Source organism: Candidatus Methylomicrobium oryzae, from assembly GCF_016745425.1.
Classification (GTDB): Bacteria; Pseudomonadota; Gammaproteobacteria; order Methylococcales; family Methylomonadaceae; genus Methylomicrobium; species Methylomicrobium oryzae.
Genome location: NZ_JAERVK010000007.1, coordinates 86,350 through 108,994 on the forward strand (window position 1 = coordinate 86,350; position 22,645 = coordinate 108,994).

Genomic DNA, 22,645 nt, shown 5'->3' on the forward strand with positions numbered 1-22,645 from the left:
GATGGCCCGCCTAGCGTGGTTAGGCGGACGGCATCCGGGCGGCCACAGGTCGCCGACCCGGCATCTTTAACTCATCGACTGAAAGGAGGCACTCACTGATAAATGACGTATTAATTACCGCAAACCCTATTTTCATTCATTACACGGAGTAAACCCATGAGCGAACAAATGAACAACGAAATTTTATCGGACTGCCGGAGCAGACTGAATAACATTATGGAAAGACTGGTCGACTTTAGCCAAGACAAAGGCAATGAAACTTTCGACGATATCAAATTCGAATTTGAGTCGTTGCAATGTGAATTTGAGGATTTTTCCTTCGGCTTGGATCCGCAGGGAAAAGATATGCGGCAGCTTACCGGCAGGATGGAAAAAACCGGAGAACTCTTCAAAAAGATCGATGAGATGCTCCCTCTCTAATCCAACCCATCAAGCGGCAGGGCGATCCCCTGCCGCCTTTTCTTTTTTCTTTTGAAGGAACATCAATCTATGAACGATTTGCACTTAAAAAAACGCGACTACCGGGAAGCGAAAGGCAACACGGAACACTTCGACGAAAGGCGGCAAGAAAAGCAGGCCGAAATCGCCGAGCTGGAAGACGATCTGGCCTACGCGCGCGAGCAACTGAAGGAACTGCAAGACCGGCTCGCGGCGGCGCAGCGGGACATGGCGATCGGCCGGCTGTCGGCCGATGGGTTCATGGAACTGAAGCGGGAGATTGCCGAAAAGGAAACCAAAGTGAAGCTGCTCGGCGAAGCGATCGCCACCCAAAAAGGCGCGCTGGCGCTCATTAATGTGGACTATCAAAAAAACCGCAGAAACCAGCATGAATGGCTCAAGCGCGCCGCGGCCGATTTAGGCGAACAGTTTGCCGATGAGGTGGTCGCCTTGGCAAGTGCCCGAATTCAGGACCTGGCGCATGCGGTGGTCGCATCCAGCGGGCGAAGCGGCGGTTTCTCTCTGAGTGAGCGCCAACGCAATCAGGAATTCGTCTACCAGGCGATCGGCCAAGCGCTGTGCCGGCGGGTATTCCCGAACCAGAAAAGACCGATCGATTTCATCCCGGATCTGCTTCAAGCCCGGCAGCATATCGGCGAACTGATCGAGCAACAGGGCTGATCGCGGTTTACCCATCCTTTAAAACTGATTGCGGACTGAACTGCCATCGCATTGGCATTGGCAACAGTTCGCTTTCAGTATTTCTTTAAAAATTAAAGCTGGAAAAGGTTCTTTGAAGTCGATTGGCTCAAACCGGCCAAAAGCTGTCGATGAAAGTGTTCAAATGAGTGACCGGTCAATCTCGTAAAACTGCCAGTCATAATGCTGGCAGCAGAGGCACAACTTTGATTCATTCTATTTATTTACATTGTTATATTTGTTGTCTTTCCCAAACTAGATTAAATAAGGTAGCTAGAGTCTCAGCTTTTTTGAACAATTCATCAAAAGTGACTATTTCCACATCCTTCATGCTCGTTCGATATAGCTCAAACGAAGTTCTCTTTTCATCATCATCTAGCTCAGCTTCAGAGTTTCCAATTATCACTAAGCACTTTGGATTAAATACATCCAATTTTTTACCAGATTCCGAAGTTAAATTTTGATAATTCTTGGCTAATTCACGCCTATAATTGAGCACCTGTAAAATAGAGCCAGATAGCTCTTTTGTCGGATTATAAACGCCATTTCTATATTTTGTTTTGGCAAGCATCTGAGTTGCTGGTGTTTTAATTTCCACCAGAAGTGCATCATTAGAAGACTGGTTAGCAAATAGGAAATCTACAAGTTTAGCCTTTGAACCTTCAATATTCATCCCGCCTACGTAAGCCCTGTCTTTGAGAAAAACAACTGGCACAGAGAATACCTGTGACAATATGTAAGGATTTTCATTAAAGATTACCTGCCAAAACTCCTCCTTGTTACTGTTGTTATTATTCTTATTTGAATGCCATTTGCGGATTACTTCTATAATACGACCAGCGGAATGCCCCATCCATACGACTTCTTCAAGACTTTCCTTAAATACGCACATTGATCTGCACCTTTCAGCTGCGCGCATTGCCCAAGCCGCCTTCCTCGCATCATTTTCCTTGATTGCATCTCTAGCAATATCGTTGAAAAATCCAAAACAATAGGCCCACCACTCCAACCCATCCTTTTCTTTTTCAAGTCTAGAGAACAACTCGTTAGCGCCTTCTTCCAAATACAAATCCAGTCCATCAAACAAGCCTGCATCTCTAAGGATTTTTTCGCTGTATTCCTCATTTGCTTGTATGAAAAGGTCTATGTTATCTGGGTTTTTCTCAAGCTCTTCTATGAATATAAGCTTCGCGAACCATGCCAACCCATGTTTGGTTAAATAGCCGGTTGACTTTAAGGGATTTGCAGAGACTTTTAAAAAACCGGCAGGGAAGACAAAGCGGTCTCCTTTCTCGACCTTAATCCCATGGCCATTATCACCAGGTTCCCTTAGCGTAATTTCCCTATTACAAGCACTACATGTCCTGACCACGTAAGGCATACTTAAATCTTCAATATCTTCTAATCCTATGCACTGATTACAGGTCATATTAATACTCTTCGAAGACTACTTGGAAAGCAAACGTAGAGCTAACAGTTATTGACACCACTGCCGCTCGCAAGGAATACCATCTTTATTACCATCCATTTTAGTGCCAGGACAGTTGTTTATAAAAAATGTTGCTTCCTCGCACGAAGTCATTTGAGAGCAATGGGTTCTACCATCACACTTAAATTGAGAATTGTTTGATGGGATATCAGACTCTGAACTGGCAACATAATCAGTTGTTGTTTCCGATGTATCAAATAGCAATTCTTGTTGATGGGTTCGGTATTTTTGGTTGCTATACCAACCCAGCCCTAAAACAATGAGTATTATGATAATTCTATTCATACGCCGCTCTCTCTTGCTTGATATTGGCTCTAACGTTAAGTAAACACGCATTTAGGTGTATAACGCCACTCTGACAATTTGTTAAACTGAATGCTACGGTATTTAATTGTCGATAGCAATCTCTACTACTAACGAAAAACACCCCTCCTAAACAAGGGACCGCATACGGACTTTGAACAGACGTTCAATCAGTAAGTCGTGAGAGACCGAAAAGGGTCGAACTCGGCCTGTCAATGATTGATCAATTGTTAAGCCATCGGATAAAGCCCAAGGTTTACTCTCCATCACACCAAACAGCTTAAGACGCCGGCAACACGACCAAATTCACTCCTCCTCGCCCGCGCGACTTCCGCTAAAAAATACCGCCGCCATCTACTCCCGCCACGAACAAGCCGCTCTTTCATTATATAAGCCTTTGTAATTGTAGGCTATTTTCTAAATTTCAATACTGAACAAACGGCCGCTTTGGATGAATACCGCGGGGTGTTTGCCAGTAAATGAATTCTGTTTTTGTGCAGCCGTATTCCTCAGCTCATAAGCTGAGCCTTTGTTTTATAAGACTTTTTTAAAAACCATCGAATAAATTCGAAATTCACCACCTTTCAGACAACAACTTATAAACCACTGTTTTTTCTAAATAAATAATCTTAGGGATGGCAATCTAATGGCAATTTATGGCGGTTTCTGGCAGCGTCTCTGTTAATGATGAATGGCTGGACTGGTGGAACATTGGGAACATCGGGAACGTGCTTCGGAAGTTTTTCTCCCAGAAAAAAATTTTTCCCGGATGAACACCTCCCGATCGGGCGCCGCTTTACTCCCCCTCAACCGCCAAACAAGGCGAACACGGGAACATTGGGAACATTGGGAACGTGATTCAGAAGTTTTTTCCCTGAAATAAAAATTTTGCCCGGCGACCGCCGGCGATCGGGATCCGCTGGACTCGCTCAGGGCCGCCAAAAAGGGAGTGCGCAGCGCCGGCAGCGAGCGCGATCGCCCAAACGGCGAAGCCGGGAACATTGGGAACATCGGGAACGTGAAAAAAAAGTTTTTCTTCCGGAAAAAAAATTTTCCGCCAAGCCGCCGGGTAATCTTATCTCCGGGATTTTTCTTTTTCTGGCTTCAAAAAATGCGGTTTTTATTTCCCGATGTTCCTTGACCTTCTTTGAATCATCCCTTAAAATAGCCCCTCTTTTGCTGAGGCAGGGGTAACTTTTGGGGTAACTCGAAAGTCCTATTTCTCTGAAACTCAGCAATTTAAAGACTTTCAAAGGATGTTGCGGTAGTGGTCGCAGCCTCCACATCGTACCCATGCGGGAATAGCTCAGTGGTAGAGCACAACCTTGCCAAGGTTGGGGTCGCGAGTTCGAATCTCGTTTCCCGCTCCAAAATACAGTAAGAATGCCGCGGAACCCGCGGCTTTTTTATATCAAAAAACAAATAAAGTGTCGCGCAATCTTAAAGGCTTGGAGGCGTTCGGCATTATCCCTCCCCTTCGAAATCCGCCGCAACCGGCCGAAAACCCGAGCCGAATACGCCACCTATAGCCGACACCGCCAGTGCGGTTATTGGGATTTTTCCGCATTTTTCCGGAGCTCCGCAGTATCCTGCAGTTTGAGACGGGTCTGCTCCGGCAAGCCGGCCAAGCCTGCGCAGGGTTTCCGTACCTCAAGCGCTTTGAGCAGGGCCGCCGCCAGTCCGAAATCCGGATTATCCTCCGTCGAGTTGTTGAAAGCCCGCCTCGCGATGCCGGTTGCAATTGCCGGATCCGAACAAGCCAGGTCGATCAGTTTAGGGTGCAGCACTTTGGTGCGATAAACATCCAGCTGCGCCGGACTATTGTATTTGCATCCCAACAAGACGCGGTGATCGCTGTAACAATTTGTCCGGCTGGCCGCTTTGCCCGGCGACAAACCGGTGCCGACATTCCTCATCCGTTTCTGCAGGGCACTGAATTTTTCATCATCGAGTAACGGTTTCAGCATCTCTTCCAGGCTGCGCTGTTGCTGTGCATCCCTCTCCAGCGAGACATGGTCGGCGATAAAGATGCCGTCGAGATTGGCGGCAGACCAATCGCTCCCCTGCAGTTGCGTTTCCCGCAGCTCCGCCCCCTGCAGATCGGCCAAAACCAGGTCTACGCCCTGCAGTTCCGCGTAAACCAGATCCGCGCCTTGCAAATTCGCCTTGCGCAGCGTAGCGCCCTGCAGTTTCGCGCCTCTCAGGTCGGCGCCCTGCAGTTTTGCCCCGCGCAGATCCACGCCCTGCAGGTTCGCTCCGCGCAGGTCCGCACTCTGCAGGCTTGTCCAACTCAGGTCGGCTCCCTGGAGATCGGCGCCCCGCAGGTCCGCGCCCTGCAGATCCGCTTCGACCAGAACCGCGCTTTGTAGTTGCGTGCCTCCCAGGATCGCCCCCTGCAGCTGCGTCTTGTCCCAGCCGGCTACGCCCTGGAGCTTTGCTCTCAGCAGCACCGCGCCCTGCAGCTGGACATGCCGAATGTCCGCCTTGGGTAATTGGGCTCCCTGCAAATTGGCGAAGCGCAGATCGCGCTTTTGCAGGTTAAGGCCGTCGAACTCCTTGAAGGCTGCATCGCGGATTGCCTTGTTCGGGTCCGTTGCACGCGTCAGCAGGGACAAAGAGACTTCTTTCGGTACCAGGCGTCTTTCTATCAGATTCAGATTGCGCGAAAAAAAGCTCAAGTCGAACCACGCACAGGGCCCCAGCATCACCTGAAGAATCGAAGCTTCGGTTTTTTCGGCCTGTTCCAGCGAAGTGCAGGATATGGCCCCCTGTTTATGCACCGCGACGCTCAGCCAGGTTTCGGGCACTTTCCGGATCAGCCAGTCTTCGAAATACTCGGGCTCCTGCTCCGGAGAGCCGTTTCCAGGATCGCTGCTCGCCGGGCTGTAATAGGCTTGGACGGTCATCCTGCCGGGTATCACGGCAACCAGGCTCAACAAGACCACCAGCGGCACCGACACCATCAGAATGATCATTCCCTTGGGTTCGGTGCCGGTTTGCTGAACCGGCCGCAGGGCGACTTCGCGCAGATGCCGGTTCGGCCAGCGCCGCTGGATCGCCCGGACCAGCCGGTTCCATCCCAGTTCGCACAAATAGTGGAGCGAGGCCGGCCAATACCCGAACAGCTTGAAGGCGAAGTTTTGCCACCATTCCCCTGCCCGGTCCTGCGGCGACGCAATCAGCGGCCAGAGCGCGATCAGCATGACAGCGTCGACCCAGACCGCGAGCCGCTGGGACCAGCTGATCGCCTCGTCGTGAAACGGCAGAAAACGGATTTGCGCGGCCAACAGCATGAATAAAGGCAAGGCGATGATCGTAATGCCGACGATCAGGGACAGCAGCCAGCGGATCAGCCAGACATTGGACCTCCCGACGATTAAATGCGTAAAAGGAAAGATGAACAGGCGGTCGCGGATTTGCTGCCCGGCCGAAGTATTCGGCAAATCGCGGTCCAGATTCCAGAGCTTGCAGGAAAGCAGCTCCAGCTGCATCAGCAGATTGAAATGCAGCAGCACGACCATCCACGGCGCGAACGAATAAAAAGCCGTCAGCGGCAATTCCACATCCAGAATCGGCAGCTTGACCGGACTGATCCGGAGCAGATCCTCGTGCGTGGTCCCCCAGACGATCACGCCGAGATAAGCGGCGAACGCGATGAACGCGACATGCAGCGCCGCCACCGTCTGCGAAGCGGAATTGGCCGAGTCCAGCAGTTTCTCTATGTGCGGAGAATTTTCGGGGCTGGGAGGCAATGCAGGGCTGGTCATGGCGGCGAATGCGAAAGGCGGCGTAATAGGTTTTGAGTGTCAATGTCCCGAATCGATCCTTCGGGTTTGGCTTGAATGCCCGCTATGTTACCGGAGGCACGACGACTCGTGAACAGACGGTGCCGATTTCGCGGTAAACGGCTTCGGGCTTCGCTTCATAACGGCGGGAAAAATGAAACGGCACCAATTGTTTGACGTCGGCCCGGGTCGCAATCTCGCCGCAGGCCCTCGCGGTCAAATGGCCGGTCCGGCGCGCCTGCTCGACATCGTCCTCAAGAAAGGAGGCCTCGCAGAACAGAAAGTCGGCCTTGCGCGCCAAACGGCTCAGCGCCTCGCGATTGGCCGGCGTGTCGGCCAGATCGGTGGCATAGACCAGTTTCTCGCCGGGCGCAACGGTCAACAGGCGCTCTGCCAGTTCGTTCGCCGGTCGGCAGCTGTCATCGGGCAAACGGATCGCTGCTTCAGTAGCGCCTGCTGCGATCAGCCGCTTCAACTCGTTGAGCCAGGGGCCGGACTTAAATCCCCAGGAGGCGACCGCCTGCTTGTCGACATTGAATTTGGCCTTGCTTTCGAACGCATAAGCCTGCACCGGCGTGCCGTGGTCCAGCGTGGCCGTGCGAACGCTGAACAGCGGTTCGTCCACAATCAGCCCTTCGGAAACGGGCAAGTCGGGAAGCTCCGCGCAATCCCGGCAGCCTGCCTGAATCCGGGCTCGCCGCAGCCGATCGCAATGGATTTCCGCAACCTCGAAGCGCGGCCCGGTATCGCCGATGCGGTCCCAGAGAATGCCGTCGACCATGCCTTTGATATGGCCGATCAAGCCCGGCGGCCCGAAAAGCCGGCAACTCGGAAAATTCCCGAAACGGGAACGCAACAGCCACAGGAAGCCGCCGATATGATCGATATGGGCGTGGCTGATGAACACATCGCTGACTTGATGGACGGTCCGGGTGGGCAATCGGCCCGATTCCCCCAGATCGAACAGCAGGCTGCGCTGTTGCTGTTGCATCCGAAGATGCAGCAACGGGTCGCCGAAGACCCCGTTGATCAGCGTGGCATACAGGCCGCGCAATTTGACTGCCGGCCGCGGTCCACCGCCGTAATCGGGCGTCGGATACGGCATCGCGTCCGGCGGCGGCAAAAATTGCAGGTTGCCCGAACCGAACGGCGCCGCGCTGACGAGCAATCCGTTCTTATCGCTATGGGCATCGCGCACCAGCAAGGTTCCGGAAATCGCAGCCGGCATAGGCAACCGGATTCGAAGCTCCTTCTCCTTCAGCGCGATGATCTCGCCAAAGCCGACCGTGCGGCCGTTTTCGATAAAAGCACACTGGCGCCCCGCCCACACTTCCGGCACATCCGTCGGGGGAGGCGTGCCGGTCAGTCCCAATTCGTCGAGACGGACGTTGATCTCTTCGGCGGTAGAAAGATAAGCTCGCCACAGTCCGGTTCTCTTGTGCGTACGGCTCTTTTTACCGGGATAGCGGGCTTCCGGATGCGCATGAACCGGCAAAAGATGGATGCCGAGCGCCCCCAGCTCATCAATCAAAGTCGGCGCTTTCGAGCGGCGGTTCAGCATCAGTACCGTATCGATGCCCAGAAGCTCGACCATCCCGCTCAGCAATTCCGCGCCTGCAATGCCCCGGCTTACGCCGGGAGCATCGATCAGCATCAGGCCCGGCGGAGCCTCTTGGATCAACCTGCGCACCGCCGCCAACAGAGGCAGGCGAAAACGGCCCGCATCCAGCGTACAGAGCGCTTCGAAAGCCAATACCTGCCAGCCTGATTCCCGCCACTTCCCCAGGGATACGGTGCCCGGCAAACCGAAGCCGGGCGATCCGGGATCAGCAGTGACGGTGAAGCTGTCCAGCCCTCTTCCGGTCAGTTCGCGCGCCAGTTCGGCAGTCAAGGTGGACTTGCCGATTCCGGTCTCGCCATACAATAAAACTCTTTTCCCGCCGGCTAGCAGTCGTTCGGCAAGGTTGGCAGGCGAATAAGACAACCAGGGAATAGGCACGGGAAATCCCACGAAAGAAAAAGAAATCTGGAAACCATAGCATTCACTGTGTGAATTGGACTCGCCTGGGAATCGAACGTGCAAGAAGGTATCCGATGCTGATCGATGCAAAGAGTCCAGGTTAATGATCAGGCACCTCGGAAGATTGTATAGGTAAATACCCGCCGAAATTTCCTATTTTCTACAGGATGTCTCGCGGATTGCCAAAGAGATCGGCAAAGAATTAGGCCAGCCCTTTTAAGCTGAGCCAGAACCGCGACGTCTGGATCGGCGCCAGCATAGGCATCCCCCTGCTCCAACAGCACGGAGACAGCATCGATATGCTGATGGATCATGCCGATAAGCCCTCGTATCAGGCCAAAGATCAAGGACGCGGCGGCTTCGCTTATTTTTCCGAAGACCTTACCATCGCGACTCAGGAACGCATCGAGCTGGAAACCCGGCTGCGCAACGCGATCGAACAGCAGGAACTGTGCATGTACTACCAACCGCAAACCGATACAGCGGACTGATTGTCGGCGCCGAAGCTTTGGCGCGCGGGCAGAACTCGGACCAAGAACTCATAGTACTGATCTTCTGGCGAAAGAGCGCCCGGCACTGAACGCAGCCGATTCGGCAGCCATTACGCCCTTTAATATTTCGGTGCCATAGCATAATCCGATTTCCGGCGGAAACGGAATTTCGTCTTACCGTCGGTACGGCGTAAGCCATTTCCACGATCCGGCAACCGGCCGGTGAATCTCCGGGAATCGTTTTTCGAACACGCCGACGTAAGGCAATTCTTTTCACAAAATTACCGCAGAGAATCAAGCGATGCGGTTTTTTTGCCTCGCAGGTGAGGGTTTTTCACTGCTCAAACGTCTTAGTAAAGATAATGAGCCCTGATGCCCTCATGCCGACACAGTTTAGGCTTTAGGAAAAAGACTTTTCAGGTCACAGCCCTTTATTTTTCAGGTATTTTTTATGAAGACGAAAAGGAGTACAGCCGCAAAAAATTCGCCTCCGCTCGATTCGCCATTTCCGTCGGCCCGCTATTTTCAGATTCATTTTCAATATCTGCAGGAAATCATCGGCGATTTACGCGTTCAGGTGGAAAAAGCCAATCGGCAAATTGCCGAATTACAGGTCCAGCTACACCTTCAACAATCCGCCTACAACCCCTCGCAAAACGATTACGGTAAAGAAACGGAAAATTATTTCGAGCGCCGGGTAATTGAAGACCGGCAATGAAACAAAGCCAATCCTCCTTTTAATTGTTACCATGATTTTCGAAAAGGAAGCCGCTCGACGCGAACGCCGTTTACACCGTTTGAAATCCACCCTTGCCGCGCTCTGCGGCCTGCTGCTGCCGGGATGCATGACGCCGCCCGAACGCGAGCGGCTGACTTCGCTGCCGCCGCTCCCGGCCCAATGGTCTGCCGAACGGCATCGGCAGGGCGCCGCTTCGGACCATTGGCTGGAGACATTTGAGGATCCCCGGCTCACGCAGGCGGTGAACGCCGCCCTCGACGGCAACTTCGATCTGCGCGCGGCTGCGGCGCGCGTCGAGGCGGCGCGGGCGCGAATGCGCATCGACGGTGCCGGGCGCTGGCCCCAATTGGCTTTCGAAGCCGGTTACCGGCGCGGCGATCCGGGAGCGGGAGAGGCGGTAACCGGCGCATTCGAGGCGCTTTTCGATCTGTCGTGGGAACTGGATGTCTGGGGCCGCATTCGTGCCGCGCAGCTGGCTTCGGGGCAGGAAGCCGAAGCCACCCTGTCCGATTGGCAGGCCGCGCGCCTATCGTTGGCCGCGCGCACCGCGCAGAACTTTATCGAACTGACCGAAGCCCATGCGCAAGTCCGGGTCGCCGAACAATCGATGCACGACCGCCGCACGTTGGTCGAACTGTTACGCGGGCGCTTCCGGCGCGGCCTGACCCACGCCCTGGACCTACGCCTGGCCCTGACCGATCTGGCGAACGCCGAAGCCCAGCTTGCCGAACAACGCACCCGCGTGCAAAATCTGACCCGCTCGTTGCAGGTCTTCTTGGGCCGCTACCCGGACGGACACTTTACCGTCGGCGAAGCGCTGCCGGCGCTGCCGAAAGCGGTGCCGGCCGGCATCCCTTCGGCTCTCGTCGAACGGCGTCCCGACCTCAATGCCGCCTTCGAGCGCCTCTGCGCGGTCGATAAACGCTTGGAAAGCGCCCGCAAGGCTTTACTGCCCCGCTTTGCGCTGACCGCAAGCGGCGGCACCGGCAGCGCCGCGTTGAGTGAATTGATCGATCCGCGCGCGGCGGCCTGGCATCTGGCGCTCGGCCTCGTGCAGCCGATTTTCACCGGCGGGAGGCTGCGCGGCGAAATTCAATTGCAGGAAGCGCGCGCCGAGGAAGCGCTGAACGGCTACCGGAGCATCGCGTTGAATGCATTCCGCGAAGTCGAACAGACCCTGGCCGCCGAAGACCGTTTGCGCGAACAGGAACAAGCCCTGGAGGAAGCGGTCCGGCAAACCGACGCCAGCCGTAAGCTCGCAATCTATTCCTATCAGCACGGGCTGATCGAAATTCTGACGCTGCTGGACAGCTACCGTAGCACCTTGAATGCGCAAAGCGCGCACTTGACCGCACGCCGACAATTGCTGAACAACCGGATCGATCTGTATCTGGCGTTGGGCGGCGGATTTTAAACCGTAATTCTTTATGTTGCACGAACTGTCCGGCGCGATCCGTTCCCGGGCGCAGGCGATCAAAAATCCGCCCTCGGTAGGTTGGGCTGACGTCAGGAAGCCCAGCAGGATAGCCTTGGTAAGCTGTTGATTTCCGCTTTGCACAGCCCGACGATTCTTAAAAATGGTATGCATAGCATACCCTACAACGATGACTTGACAGGAGAAAACCGATGACCCAAACCCCTCTTCGATTGCTGAGCCTTATCTTGGCGACACCTTTGTGCGTAAGCGCCGGCATCCTCGTAAACGGCAAATGGTCGCTCGCCAACTGCGGCAACAAGCCCGAGGTGCCGGCGATAGATCAAACTAACGTCGAAGCCTTCAATCAAAGCGTCGCGAAGATCAATGCCTGGCAACAGCAGGCCAAGGTGTATTACGAATGCCTGGTCAAGGAAGCGAACGCGGACAACGCGGTCATCGCCGACACCGCCAACGCGGCGCAAGCCGAATACCGCGCCACGGTCGAAAGCATCGGCAAGCAAGCCGAAGCCGCCAAAAAGAAACTCGAAAAAAAATAAGGATTTCGCCATAAACCACTTCCTTGAAAAAGGAGGGATTCAAAGCAAGTTTTGAACGCCAGGGCTTGGTTTTACTGTGGCGCCCAGGGATCCAAAGCTTGCTTTGGGCAATAAACAAAAGTCATTTTGGCCCCATCCTAAGACCGAAAACCATCGGATTTCCTTCTCGAATCGGAGGCTGATGTGGCAAATGCCGCATTTTTACGCACAGAGGTGGGGAATTTTGCGCTCTGAAACGTCTTATTTCGAAGAAGCCAAACTCAAAAACGATTTCATACGCTACGGAAAAAAATTCTCATGCAATTCTTCAACAGCCGGCATGGCGGACCGTCAACACCGGATTTCGTGTATCCGGGCGGGACGAGCTCCCATCCGTTATCTTCCTGGCAAGCGCTGCTCAATCGCCTGCGCCGTGAAAAACGACCCGGCTATCTGTTCGGCGAAATCGTGCTCGCGGTTTTTCTGCTGCACGTGTTGGCGCTGCACTGGCTGTTCGCACCGTCCGAACCGATTGCCCAAGCCAAACCGTTGGTGATGGAAGTCTCGCTGGTCGCCGCGCCGAAACAGGAGCCCCATGCAGCGCCGCCCGCGCCGCCGAAACCGCCGGAGCCGCCCAAACCGAAGCCGAAGAAAAAAACCGTTGCAAAGAAAAAGCCGGTCATGAAAAAACCGTTGCCGAAAGAGGCGGTGGCTTTACCCAAGCCTGCGGAAGCGGAAGCCGAAGCCGAGGCAGCCGAAACCCCGCCGACACCCCCCGCTCCGCCTGCGCCGGCAAAATCTGCCGCCCCGCCCGCGGAAACCTTTACCGAAGCGAATTTCCGCGCCAATTACGGTTTCAACCCGAAACCGGAATATCCGCGCCTGGCCCGCAACCGCGGCTGGCAAGGCCAAGTCTTGCTGAAGGTGCAGGTATCCGCCGAAGGCCTCAGCGACACTGTCGACGTTTATCGCAGCAGCGGCCATGACATCCTCGACGAGGCGGCGGCCATCGCGGTCAAAAAGTGGAAATTCATTCCGGCAATGCTCGGCAGCACGCCGGTCGCCAGTGCGGTAATCGTGCCGATCATTTTTACGTTAAACAATTGATAGCAGGAGATTCAATGCCCCATCATATCGCCCCGACCGTCATCGTCGACGGCACCCTTTACACTTTGCTGGCGTTTTCGATCGCCACCTGGTCGCTGATCGTATTCAAGATTTGGCAGTTCGCCCGCCACGGCTACCAGAACCGGCGCTTCACCGACGCGTTTTGGGAAGCCTCCGACCTCGAAAGCGCAAAAGCGCTGCCGATCATGGCAGCCCGCGGACCGCAGGCACGCATTGCCCAGCGCGGCTTCGGCTGGCTCAACGAAATGCAGGCGACTTCCGGCCGGATGCTCAAATTCCACGGCTCGCCGGAAGAACTGCTCGGCCAGGCCCTGCGCATCCAAACCCAGAAAGAACAACACGCGCTCGAAAGCGGCCTGACGCTGCTCGCCAGCATCGGCAGCACGGCGCCGTTCGTGGGCCTGTTCGGCACCGTACTCGGCATCATGCACGCCTTGCACGAAATCAGCCAAAGCGGCTCGGCGAGCCTGGACGTAGTGGCGGGGCCGATCGGCGACGCGCTGATCGCAACCGCGATCGGCATTGCGGTCGCGGTGCCGGCGGTACTGGCCTATAACTTTTTCGGGCGGCGCGCCAAACAACACCGGCAGGCGCTGGACCATTTCGCCGGCAGCTTTCTGCATCTGGTGTTCAACACCGGGGCCAAACAAGGATAATGCGTCATGGCCTTCAATACGCAATCTTCCGAAGAACAGGACGCGATCAGCGAGATCAACGTTACGCCGCTGGTCGATGTGATGCTGGTACTGGTGATTATCCTGCTGGTTACCGCACCGTTGCTGACCCAATCGGTCAAAGTCAATCTGCCGAAAACGGCCGAAACGACGCCGGACGAGAAAGACCCGCCGCTGCAACTCGTCATCGACGCGCAGGGGCTGGTCACGCTGAACAAGAAGCCGCTCGCCGACCTCGCCGCGCTCGAAGCCGAACTGACCGCCGAACTCCGGCACAACCCGGAGACGGCCGTCCATCTCTACGCCGACCAGGGCGTGATCTACTCGAAAGTCGCGGAAGTGATGGCCGCCGCCCAACATGCCGGCATTACCAAACTGGCATTCGTGACGGTAGAGCGGTAAGGCAATGCCGTTAAGTTAAGGCGTCATACCGGCAGGGATGTGTTCTGTCGTTGCCATCCCTGGCTTCCGGATTCGGCAACTGCTCCTTGCGTTGCCCGCGATCGCTTGTTCCCGACGTGATCTACCTTCCCCATCCATGGAGGCGTCGATCGCTTGTTCCCGACGCGATCTACCTCGCCCTTCCTTGGGCTCGTACCTCCTGTGTCCCTACAGTCGTCCGGCAATCCCAGCCGGAACGACGAGTTTCTCCTAACTTAACGGCATTGAGCGGTAAGATGGGGGGCTTTCTTCCGCGAAAACGCAACGGGATCGTGGCCGAAACATTGAAGAGGTTGAATTGAGCCGGATTGAAGCTATGATTGATTCAAATACCCAATCCCGTTTCCACCGATATGATCGATCCCATCGCCGGATATTCGAAACAGCCCGTCTTGCGCATTTCGAAAGGTCAATCTGAAAAAAGAGGTTCGGCTCTCGGCCTATGCGGAGTTAAATCATCACCCGGCCAGCTTAATAAAGCCGTCCGCCCTTGTAGCCGGTCAACCCATGGAATCGAGGACGTTGTCGAGCTAAATCCGTATTCTTTTCGTCAATTTTAACGCTCTTAAAGAGCAGGGAGACCTCGCGTGGCATTATTCGGCAATAAAGCAGTCCAGTCGCGTATCGACGAAGCAGTCAAGATTCTCGATAGAATGACCGACGGCGATTTTTCCGCCCCTATCGATACTGAAGGCCACGATGTCGTAGCGCCGTTGATGCTGGCCTTGCAGAAAAACAGGCAAACGCTGGAGCGGCGCCAGGCGGAAAACCGCGGCGCCAACGATCTTGGCGCCGAACAGACGACCCGCTTCGAACAGGCTTTCGATCAATTGATCGCAGGCATCCGGCGCGGCCAATTGTCTTCGCGCCTGGACCCGGAAGCGTTCCCTCCCGAGACGCTGCGCGCAACGGCGGAGCGCGTCAACCAGCTTATCGAACTGCTGACAAAACCGCTTGAAACGACCAGAGTCTACCTGGAAGAAATCGGCCAAGGCAACGTCCCTTCCAAGATTGCCGAGGCGTACGAAGGCGACTTCAACGCCGTCAAAAATGCGCTGAACGGTGCGGGCGAGACCGTCACACGGTTGCTCACGCGCCAAAGCGCGCTCGACAACACCAGTACCGGCGTCATGCTGGTAGACAACGAACGCAAGATCACCTACGCGAACCAGGCCGTCAAGCAAATGCTCAAATCCGCCGAGGCAGGGATTCGCGAACAGTTGCCGGGCTTTAGCGCCGACCGCCTGATCGGCGTCTGCATCGACAGCTTCCATAAAAAACCGGCGCATCAGGCGGAACTGCTCGACCGGCTGAACAGTGCGCATAATGCCAGATTTAAACTCGGCGGCCGCATCTTGCAGGTGATCGCCAACCCTATCATCGACGCCAGCGGCGAGCGCCTGGGCAGCGTAGCCGAATGGCTGGATCTGACCAATGAGCTGGCGCTACGCGATAAAGAACAGCAACTCGCCGTCGAAAACACACGCATCCGTATCGCCCTGGATAACGTCACCACCAATGTGATGATCGCCGACAGTGAAGGCCGCATCATTTATCTGAACAAATCGATTGTGGATATGCTGACCCGCGCCGAGGCCGACATTCGCCAAGTCTTGCCCCAATTCAAGGTTTCCCAACTGCTGGGCACGAATATGGATCAGTTCCATCGGCAGCCGTCCCGGCAACAGCAACTGCTAACCGCGCTCTCCGGCACGCATCATGCGCAAATTAAAGTGGGAGCTCGCACTTTCGTTTTGAACGCAAACCCTGTCACCAACGAAAAAAACGAACGCTTAGGGTCGGTGGTCGAATGGAGGGACCGTACCGATGAAGTAGCTGTCGAGCAGGAAATCGCCGACATCGTCAATGCCGCCGGCCGGGGCGATTTCAGCCAGCGCATCGAGCTGGCCAACAAACAAGGTTTTTTCCGCAATTTAGGGGACGACATGAATCGGCTAATGCAAACCAGCAGCGCAGGCCTGAATGAAGTGCTGCGCGTACTGGATGCAGTGGCGGAGGGCGACCTGACCGAAACGATCTCCAACGACTATCAAGGATTATTGGGACAATTGAAGGCGGACTCCAATACTACGGTGGAGCGCCTGTCGCAACTGGTGCTGGACATCAAAGCCGTGGTGAATGCCGTCCACACTGCCGCACGGAAAATTTATACGGGCAATGCCGAACTGTCGCAACACACGAAGGAACAGACGGCCAGCCTGGAACAAACCGCCTCCAGCATGGAGCAGCTCGCCTCTGCCGTCAAGCACAATGCCGACAATGCGCAACAGGCCAACCGCATGGCGTTGGCGGCCTCGAACGTCGCCGTCAAGGGCGGCAAAGTGGTGCAGCAAGTGGTGGACACGATGAGCGCCATCAACGAAAGCTCGCACAAGATCGTGGACATCATCAGCGTAATCGACGGGATTGCTTTACAGACCAATATATTGGCGCTCAATGCCGCGGTGGAGGCAGCACGTGCCGGTGAACAAGGCCGTGGATTTGCGGTCGTGGCCAGCGAAGTGCGCAACCTGGCGCAGCGGTCGGCGGCGGCGGCCAAGGAAATCAAAGGACTGATCAGCGATTCGGTGGAAAAGGTGGAGGACGGCAGCCAACTGGTCGGCGAAGCCGGAAAGACCATGGAGGAAATCGTGAATTCGGTGAAGCAGGTCACCGACATTATGGCGTTAATTGCAGCCGCCTCCGCCAAACAAACCTCCGGCATCGAACAAGTGAATACGGCGATAGCCCAGATGGACGAAGCGACCCAGCAGAATGCCGCGCTGGTGGAACAGGCCGCGGTCGCCGCCGATTCCCTGGAGGAACAAGCTGACCGGCTGACCGAAGCGATGCGGCAGTTCCGCCTCGATCCCTCCATCGCCCCTCTCTCCGCGGCAGCCCCTAAGACGTTCGGGCAGAAACCGGCGCGGCACCTGGCGCATAACCAACCGGGAGTGCCGCAAAAAAGCGATGCATCCGGCTTATCCCTGGCCGGCTCACCCAGCGGCGCAGAATGGACTGAGTTTTAACGGCGCAACCTTACGATTCCTTTTCTTGATTCGGAGCGGCGTTACCGCACTCAGTCGCCGTCGACGCCGCTCCTACCGTCCTTACTTCGATCCGTTCGGTCCGAAGCGGTTTCGCTTATTCCTCGAAATGATTGACGATCACCCGGCCGCCCGAAATCACCAGATCCGGATTTTCCAACAGCTTGAAGCGCTCGAACGGATTACCCTTGACCGCAATCAGATCGGCCGGCGCATTCGGCAATAAAGTGCCCAACAACGGATCACCCAGATGTTCGCCGGCTTTGGAGGTAACGGCTTTGAATACGTTCAGCACGTCGGCGAAATCGATCGATTGGCCGCCGGTCAAATGCAGCATCAGGTGCATCTCTTCGCCGTTGATGCCCCAGGGTACGTTATCGTGCCCGATTTCCGAACCGTATAACAAGCCGGCGCACTGCCCCGGCGTTGCCGTCTCGCACTCCGCTATTTTGGCGGCCAGTTGCGCCGTATTGGAGTGGACGCCCATACCGTCTTTTACGCAGGACGAAAGCGTGTCGATGGTCGTCACGAAGATCAGCCCCGGCGTATTGGCGGCCTGTTGCAGCAGTTCCGGTCTGATCGCGGCGCAGGGCATGTGCGCAAACTCGTCGATGCCGGCATTCAAGGCGCGTTCAAAGCCCGTATCCTCGCCGGCGTGAACGATCACGCGTTTGTTCAGGGCATGCGCCTTGACCACAATCGCATTCACGATATCCTGGGAAAGCATGGCCCAGGGCGCCGCAGGGACGGGATTTTCGCCGTGCGGCATCATCCAGGGAGCGCCGGGTTCGCCGCCGGGTTCCAGCGCAATCTTGATCGCGGCCGCACCGCCGTCGCTCAGTTGCTGTACCGCATTTTCCGCTTCGGCGGCGGAGGCTACGGGATAGCCGATTTTATCCAGTCCGCCCTCGCCTCCGAAGACGTTCAACGGATAGCCGCCGGGCGCCTGGAGGATGGGGCCCGCACTCAACAGCCGCAACTGGCCTTCGCCGCCGGACGGAGGCAGCAAAGGGCCGCCGGTATCCTGAACCGTGGTGATGCCGTTCCGCAAAACCGTTATTTTAGGCACATTCTGGAAAGTGATATGCGCATGCGACTCGATGAAACCCGGCAAAATCGTCGCCTCTCCCAAAAGGTCTTTACGGGCGCAGCGCCTTTTTAACTCGACCATGGGACCGATCTGGGCGACTTTTTCCTTTTTCAGCAACACGCCCCATCCTTCATGCAGCTCGAAGCCGTCGAATAGCCGGTCTGCCGTCACGATCCGGCATTTGGCCAATTTGGGTAATTTGCCGGTTTCCGAAGAACCGTCGTGTTCGCCTTCATGGGCGTAAGCTTGAAGGCTGCCGCCTATCCATAAGAGCAGGACAATAGTCAAACGAAGCAATTGATAGAATCCCCTGTTGTTTTTCATCTGGCGTTCCAAGTTCTTGTATGTATGGGTTGTATTTTGTAGAGGGCGCGGATCTGCCGACGCCCCGTGCGCCGGCACCGGATCCGGATCCGGATCCGGAAATGATTGAAATGGCCTGGCATGAAAGCGCCCAGAGAGTCAGCAATATCCAAGCCAAAGCGATTCCGTCATTTCGATTCAACTTGGCAATCCTGCTTTCAGGCGAAAAAAAGCTGGCGAATAGGCTTTGGCACAGGTCGTTGACGATAGAACGGATACCGCCGCAGACCATCGCTTACCGGCTGATCTCAATAAAAACTATGTCATCTGCCACATCGGTTTTGCGCCATATCGCACGGCACGGCTTTGAAGCGGTAGCGGAAAATTTTCGCGCCTTTGCACCGGGGATAAGCCTCCATGCCCTACCGGCACCCAAAAATGCCGGAAAACCGCACGCAGAGCCGCTATTTCCCTTCCCGGCCAGACGGCCGCCATCGCCCGGCAGAGCAGCGTTTTGCTGCCGCGAAATGGCTGGCCCCGCGGGCTATTGATCACGTAAGCCTACTCCCATCACAAATGCGGTTCCCTGATTTGAGTCGCCATGTCGATTATGATTAAATTATTACTTGCGTTGCATCGATTGACTCTGCGTTTTCGTCCTTGTCGAATAACACTGACAGATAGAGTCGAATCTAACCTGCTTTCGAGTTGTATCACTCCCTAAATAAAATCAAAAATACTTCAGGAGATGAGCATGCCATTACCCTCTTGCCGGGTCTTAATCCTAGCCCTGTTACTGTCGTCGTGCGCATTTAGAAGCTGGGGCGCAGATTCGGATGTCGTCGGTTACGTCAAAATCGCGCATGGCAAGGCTTTCGTATCGACCCGGCAAATCGCCGTCGACGCCCAACCCGGAACTCCCCTCTACCAGGGCAGCACGCTGACCACCGGAAGCGACGGCAGCCTGGGCGTTACCTTGAAAGACAACACGGTCATGTCGTTCGGGCCCGACACCGAAGTCAGCATCGACGACTATCTCTACAAACCGGCGCAGGATCGTTTAAAGCTCGCCGCCCGCATTGTCAAAGGCACTTTGCATTACATCTCCGGCGTCATCGCCAAACTCAAACCGGAAGCGGTCTCGATCAACACGCCAACCGGTATCATAGGCGTTAGAGGCACGCGTTTCGCCGTCAAAGTCGAGGACTGAAACAGATGACCACGTACTCAGCGCACCCGCTCCGTTCAACGCTCCCCCTCGTGCTAAGCCTCTTTATGGCGGCCTGTTCGCAATCGTACGTCGTACTGCTCGCCGAAGACGACGGCCGCGTCGGCCAGGTTTCGGTGACCACACCCGCCGGCACGACCTTGCTCGACAAAGCTTCGGAAGGCATCGAAATCAGCGGCCAACCCGGCAAAACATTTGCCGTCGATCCGCAGCGGCTCGAGCGCGATTTCGGCGCCGCCCTGGCTTCGGCGCCCAGAAAACCCGTATCGTTCGATCTGTACTTCAACAAAGGCGGAACCGAACTTACTGCCGCCTCTGCGGCGGATATTCCGAAATTTTTTGACGAAATCAAGCAGCGTCCGGCCCCCGACATTTCGGTCATCGGCCATACCGACACCGCTGGCAGCGCCGAAGACAACGAGCGGCTGAGCCTGAACAGAGCCAAAGCAACCGCCGAACTGTTGAAAAAAAATCTGCCGCAGGTCATCAACATCACCATCGATTCACACGGCGAAAAAAACTTATTGGTCCCAACCCCCGATAACTCCGCCGAACCGCGCAATCGGCGCGTAGAAATCACGGTCAGATAATTCGACACATCTTGTCATATGCCGTCATCGATGCACTCGAACCTTCAACCCAATCGCGCCTCTTCTTCCAGGCGCCCTGCCGTCCTGCATTGTGCCGAGGCCGGCCGCGCGCATCGCCTGCAACAAACGCCCTCTATCGCCGAACTCGCTCTCGACTTCACCGTGCTCGGCCAGCCCGAGCAAATCTTCACGGCCTTATTAGACAAACATTACGACCTGGTCTTGATCGATACCGATAACATGCCGAATGCCGCCGTAGACTTGGTCGTCTCGATAAGAAAGCACTTTCCGGCCCGGGCGTTGCCTATATTGATCGGACACGGCCCGGCCGCGCGTGCGCAACGCAATGCCGCACTCGCCGCGGGCGCGACCGACTGGTTCTGCACCGCAAGCGACGATGAAGACATCGCGCAGAGAATCCAGCACTGCCTACGCCTTGGCCACGTACTGCACACCAACAACCATCTGCAAGATCTTTTGGAAGCGGAAATCCGGAAACGCACCTCGAAATTGGACATGCTGATCGAAAGCGGTTTGATGATGTCGATGGAGAAGAACCGCTCCAAATTATTGCGGCACATTCTGGTCGAAGGGCAACGCTTGCTGAACTGCGACGGCGGCACGATGTATTTGATGACCGAAGCCAAAACCTTACGTTTTGCCGAAAGAACCCGCGACGATTACCTGCCGTTTACCGAAATCGCGCTCTATGACGCCGCCACCGGCCGCCCGAACGACACCTATGCGTCCACTTATGCCGCCCTGCACAATAAAATCGTCGTCATTGACGACGTCTATCGCGAGCAACGCTTCGATTGCAGCGGCACTCGCGATTTCGATGCGCGCAGCGGTTACCACACGACCTCTTTGCTCACCGTACCGATGGCGCCGCGCGGCGGCAAAGTGATCGGCATCCTGCAATTTTTCAATGTCAAATCGGCCGCAACCGGCGAATTCCTCCCTTTTGCCGCCGACACGGTCGAACTGGTCGAAGCGTTGGCCGCGCAAGCCGCCGTCGCCCTGGATAATTTGCAGTTGGTGAAAAGCCAGAAAGACGCTACCGAAAACATCATTCGGATTATCGCCAACGCCTTGGACAGCAAAAGCCCGCATACCGGCCATCATTGCGTACGCGTCCCGAAACTGGCATTCATGCTCGCCGAAGCCGCCTGCCTAGAAACGGAAGGTCCCCTGGCCGAATTCAATTTCGCTTCCGACGACGAATGGTTCGAGTTCCGGGTCGGCGCATGGCTGCACGATTGCGGCAAGATCACCACACCGGAATACGTGATCGAAAAAGCCACCAAACTGGACATGCTCTATAACCGCATCCACGAAATCCGCTTGCGTTTCGAAGTGTTGCTGCGCGATGCCGAAATCGCAAGCCTTAAAGCATGCCTGCAAGGTGAAGACCCTGAAGACATGCAAACCCGCTTCGCACAACAAAAGGCCGAATTGCTCGACGATTTCGCCTTTCTCGCCGACTGCAACGTCGGCAAAGAAACGATGGACGACGCCAACGTCGGACGGATTAACCGGATAGCACAAAAAATATGGCTGCGCCATTTCGACGATCGCCTGGGCCTGTCGCGCGAAGAACAACTGCGCCGGCAAAACGAAACCCCGCGCTCGTTGCCGGTCGAAGAGCGTTTGTTGAGCGACAAGCCCCATCATGTCATCCCGAGGCCCTTCCCGAAACAGGACGAAAGCCGGTTCGGCATCAAAATGGACGTCCCCGAACATTTGTATAATTTCGGCGAGATCTATAACCTGAGTATCCGAAAAGGCACCTTGACTCCCGAAGATCGTTACAAAATCAACGAACACATTATCGAAACGATCAAAATGCTCGGACAAATGCCGTTTCCGGATACATTGAAGCGCGTTCCGGAATATGCGACCACTCATCATGAAACCCTGGACGGATGCGGCTATCCTCGTAAACTCACCGCCGCCGAGCTATCGATTCCGGCCCGCATCATGGCCATCGCCGACATTTTCGAGGCGCTGACCTCGGCCGACCGTCCCTATAAAAGGCCTTACAAGCTATCGGAAGCCGTGCATATTCTGTACAACATGAAGCAGAAACAGCAGATCGACCCCGACTTGTTCGAATTATTTTTACGCTCCGGCACATACCGCAAATTTGCCGAACAATTTCTGGCGCCCGAACAAATCGATGAAATCGACATCCAGGTTTTTCTGCATCCGGCAACCGACTGAGTAA

General features: G+C 55.5%; 19 protein-coding genes and 1 tRNA gene. 15 read left to right on the top strand and 5 right to left on the bottom strand.

The window, feature by feature from the left end; genetic code table 11:
• Positions 1 to 156: 156 nt before the first annotated feature.
• On the top strand, positions 157 to 420 hold the full coding sequence (locus tag JJL52_RS09420; RefSeq protein ID WP_202052159.1) for a hypothetical protein: 264 nt from the start codon (positions 157 to 159) through the stop codon (positions 418 to 420).
• Positions 421 to 489: 69 nt separating this feature from the next.
• Positions 490 to 1,119: a hypothetical protein gene (locus JJL52_RS09425; protein ID WP_202052160.1), complete on the top strand. Its 630-nt coding sequence runs from the start codon at positions 490 to 492 to the stop codon at positions 1,117 to 1,119.
• A gap of 250 nt (positions 1,120 to 1,369) precedes the next feature.
• Here the strand turns inward: JJL52_RS09425 and JJL52_RS09430 are convergent, their stop codons facing one another.
• Both JJL52_RS09430 and JJL52_RS09435 read right to left on the bottom strand, forming a co-directional pair.
• Positions 1,370 to 2,566, bottom strand: a complete 1,197-nt coding sequence (locus JJL52_RS09430) for a Shedu immune nuclease family protein (RefSeq protein ID WP_202052161.1) — start codon at positions 2,564 to 2,566, stop codon at positions 1,370 to 1,372.
• A 48-nt stretch (positions 2,567 to 2,614) separates the two neighbouring features.
• Positions 2,615 to 2,911 carry an excalibur calcium-binding domain-containing protein gene (locus JJL52_RS09435; RefSeq protein WP_202052162.1) on the bottom strand — a complete coding sequence of 99 codons (297 nt, stop codon included), beginning with the start codon at positions 2,909 to 2,911 and terminating at the stop codon, positions 2,615 to 2,617.
• Between the two features lie 1,313 nt (positions 2,912 to 4,224).
• Here JJL52_RS09435 and JJL52_RS09440 point away from each other — a divergent pair.
• Positions 4,225 to 4,299, top strand: a tRNA-Gly gene (locus tag JJL52_RS09440).
• A 177-nt stretch (positions 4,300 to 4,476) separates the two neighbouring features.
• Here JJL52_RS09440 and JJL52_RS09445 read toward each other — a convergent pair.
• Entirely contained in the window at positions 4,477 to 6,696 is a 2,220-nt protein-coding gene (locus tag JJL52_RS09445) for a pentapeptide repeat-containing protein (RefSeq protein WP_202052163.1), read from the bottom strand.
• An 82-nt stretch (positions 6,697 to 6,778) separates the two neighbouring features.
• Positions 6,779 to 8,713, bottom strand: a complete 1,935-nt coding sequence (locus JJL52_RS09450) for an MBL fold metallo-hydrolase (protein ID WP_336885054.1) — start codon at positions 8,711 to 8,713, stop codon at positions 6,779 to 6,781.
• 320 nt (positions 8,714 to 9,033) lie between these two features.
• Here JJL52_RS09450 and JJL52_RS21340 point away from each other — a divergent pair, with 320 nt between their 5' ends.
• The 8 genes from JJL52_RS21340 to JJL52_RS21555 all read left to right on the top strand — a co-directional run bounded on the left by JJL52_RS21340 (position 9,034) and on the right by JJL52_RS21555 (position 17,189).
• On the top strand, positions 9,034 to 9,225 hold the full coding sequence (locus tag JJL52_RS21340; RefSeq protein ID WP_236994159.1) for a hypothetical protein: 192 nt from the start codon (positions 9,034 to 9,036) through the stop codon (positions 9,223 to 9,225).
• 451 nt (positions 9,226 to 9,676) lie between these two features.
• Positions 9,677 to 9,943, top strand: coding sequence for a hypothetical protein (locus JJL52_RS09460; RefSeq protein ID WP_202052165.1), 267 nt, complete (start codon positions 9,677 to 9,679; stop codon positions 9,941 to 9,943).
• 31 nt (positions 9,944 to 9,974) lie between these two features.
• Positions 9,975 to 11,378, top strand: a complete 1,404-nt coding sequence (locus JJL52_RS09465; protein WP_236994160.1) for an efflux transporter outer membrane subunit — start codon at positions 9,975 to 9,977, stop codon at positions 11,376 to 11,378.
• Positions 11,379 to 11,590: 212 nt separating this feature from the next.
• Positions 11,591 to 11,938, top strand: coding sequence for a hypothetical protein (locus tag JJL52_RS09470; protein ID WP_202052167.1), 348 nt, complete (start codon positions 11,591 to 11,593; stop codon positions 11,936 to 11,938).
• 297 nt (positions 11,939 to 12,235) lie between these two features.
• A complete protein-coding gene (locus JJL52_RS09475) occupies positions 12,236 to 13,024 on the top strand; it encodes an energy transducer TonB (protein WP_202052168.1) in 789 nt (262 codons plus the stop codon).
• Positions 13,025 to 13,038: 14 nt separating this feature from the next.
• Positions 13,039 to 13,701 carry a MotA/TolQ/ExbB proton channel family protein gene (locus JJL52_RS09480; protein WP_202052169.1) on the top strand — a complete coding sequence of 221 codons (663 nt, stop codon included), beginning with the start codon at positions 13,039 to 13,041 and terminating at the stop codon, positions 13,699 to 13,701.
• A gap of 6 nt (positions 13,702 to 13,707) precedes the next feature.
• Positions 13,708 to 14,121 (top strand): ExbD/TolR family protein, encoded by a 414-nt coding sequence (locus JJL52_RS09485; protein ID WP_202052170.1) that lies wholly within the window; start codon positions 13,708 to 13,710, stop codon positions 14,119 to 14,121.
• 626 nt (positions 14,122 to 14,747) lie between these two features.
• Positions 14,748 to 17,189 carry a methyl-accepting chemotaxis protein gene (locus JJL52_RS21555; protein WP_202052171.1) on the top strand — a complete coding sequence of 814 codons (2,442 nt, stop codon included), beginning with the start codon at positions 14,748 to 14,750 and terminating at the stop codon, positions 17,187 to 17,189.
• Between the two features lie 115 nt (positions 17,190 to 17,304).
• Here the strand turns inward: JJL52_RS21555 and JJL52_RS09495 are convergent, their stop codons facing one another.
• Positions 17,305 to 18,621 (bottom strand): amidohydrolase family protein, encoded by a 1,317-nt coding sequence (locus JJL52_RS09495; RefSeq protein WP_202052172.1) that lies wholly within the window; start codon positions 18,619 to 18,621, stop codon positions 17,305 to 17,307.
• Between the two features lie 101 nt (positions 18,622 to 18,722).
• On the opposite strand from JJL52_RS09495, the gene JJL52_RS09500 reads away from it, so the two are divergent.
• The 4 genes from JJL52_RS09500 (at position 18,723) to JJL52_RS09515 (ending at position 22,641) form a co-directional block, all read left to right on the top strand.
• Entirely contained in the window at positions 18,723 to 19,151 is a 429-nt protein-coding gene (locus JJL52_RS09500; protein WP_202052173.1) for a hypothetical protein, read from the top strand.
• 203 nt (positions 19,152 to 19,354) lie between these two features.
• Positions 19,355 to 19,810, top strand: a complete 456-nt coding sequence (locus tag JJL52_RS09505; RefSeq protein ID WP_202052174.1) for a FecR family protein — start codon at positions 19,355 to 19,357, stop codon at positions 19,808 to 19,810.
• Between the two features lie 5 nt (positions 19,811 to 19,815).
• A complete protein-coding gene (locus tag JJL52_RS09510) occupies positions 19,816 to 20,418 on the top strand; it encodes an OmpA family protein (protein ID WP_202052175.1) in 603 nt (200 codons plus the stop codon).
• A gap of 18 nt (positions 20,419 to 20,436) precedes the next feature.
• Positions 20,437 to 22,641 (top strand): HD domain-containing phosphohydrolase, encoded by a 2,205-nt coding sequence (locus JJL52_RS09515; RefSeq protein WP_236994161.1) that lies wholly within the window; start codon positions 20,437 to 20,439, stop codon positions 22,639 to 22,641.
• The last annotated feature ends 4 nt before the right edge of the window (positions 22,642 to 22,645 follow it).

What these genes read in the sequence shown, in the direction of transcription:
- JJL52_RS09500 (WP_202052173.1), top strand. Translation starts at nt 18,723, where the DNA reads ATGATTGAAATGGCCTGGCATGAAAGCGCCCAGAGAGTCAGCAATATC.
- JJL52_RS09480 (WP_202052169.1), top strand. Translation starts at nt 13,039, where the DNA reads ATGCCCCATCATATCGCCCCGACCGTCATCGTCGACGGCACCCTTTAC.
- JJL52_RS09435 (WP_202052162.1), bottom strand. Translation starts at nt 2,911, where the DNA reads ATGAATAGAATTATCATAATACTCATTGTTTTAGGGCTGGGTTGGTAT.
- JJL52_RS09460 (WP_202052165.1), top strand. Translation starts at nt 9,677, where the DNA reads ATGAAGACGAAAAGGAGTACAGCCGCAAAAAATTCGCCTCCGCTCGAT.
- JJL52_RS09465 (WP_236994160.1), top strand. Translation starts at nt 9,975, where the DNA reads ATGATTTTCGAAAAGGAAGCCGCTCGACGCGAACGCCGTTTACACCGT.
- JJL52_RS09515 (WP_236994161.1), top strand. Translation starts at nt 20,437, where the DNA reads ATGCCGTCATCGATGCACTCGAACCTTCAACCCAATCGCGCCTCTTCT.
- JJL52_RS21340 (WP_236994159.1), top strand. Translation starts at nt 9,034, where the DNA reads ATGCTGATGGATCATGCCGATAAGCCCTCGTATCAGGCCAAAGATCAA.
- JJL52_RS09445 (WP_202052163.1), bottom strand. Translation starts at nt 6,696, where the DNA reads ATGACCAGCCCTGCATTGCCTCCCAGCCCCGAAAATTCTCCGCACATA.
- JJL52_RS09505 (WP_202052174.1), top strand. Translation starts at nt 19,355, where the DNA reads ATGCCATTACCCTCTTGCCGGGTCTTAATCCTAGCCCTGTTACTGTCG.
- JJL52_RS09430 (WP_202052161.1), bottom strand. Translation starts at nt 2,566, where the DNA reads ATGACCTGTAATCAGTGCATAGGATTAGAAGATATTGAAGATTTAAGT.
- JJL52_RS09470 (WP_202052167.1), top strand. Translation starts at nt 11,591, where the DNA reads ATGACCCAAACCCCTCTTCGATTGCTGAGCCTTATCTTGGCGACACCT.
- JJL52_RS09510 (WP_202052175.1), top strand. Translation starts at nt 19,816, where the DNA reads ATGACCACGTACTCAGCGCACCCGCTCCGTTCAACGCTCCCCCTCGTG.
- JJL52_RS09495 (WP_202052172.1), bottom strand. Translation starts at nt 18,621, where the DNA reads ATGAAAAACAACAGGGGATTCTATCAATTGCTTCGTTTGACTATTGTC.
- JJL52_RS09425 (WP_202052160.1), top strand. Translation starts at nt 490, where the DNA reads ATGAACGATTTGCACTTAAAAAAACGCGACTACCGGGAAGCGAAAGGC.
- JJL52_RS09420 (WP_202052159.1), top strand. Translation starts at nt 157, where the DNA reads ATGAGCGAACAAATGAACAACGAAATTTTATCGGACTGCCGGAGCAGA.
- JJL52_RS09475 (WP_202052168.1), top strand. Translation starts at nt 12,236, where the DNA reads ATGCAATTCTTCAACAGCCGGCATGGCGGACCGTCAACACCGGATTTC.
- JJL52_RS09485 (WP_202052170.1), top strand. Translation starts at nt 13,708, where the DNA reads ATGGCCTTCAATACGCAATCTTCCGAAGAACAGGACGCGATCAGCGAG.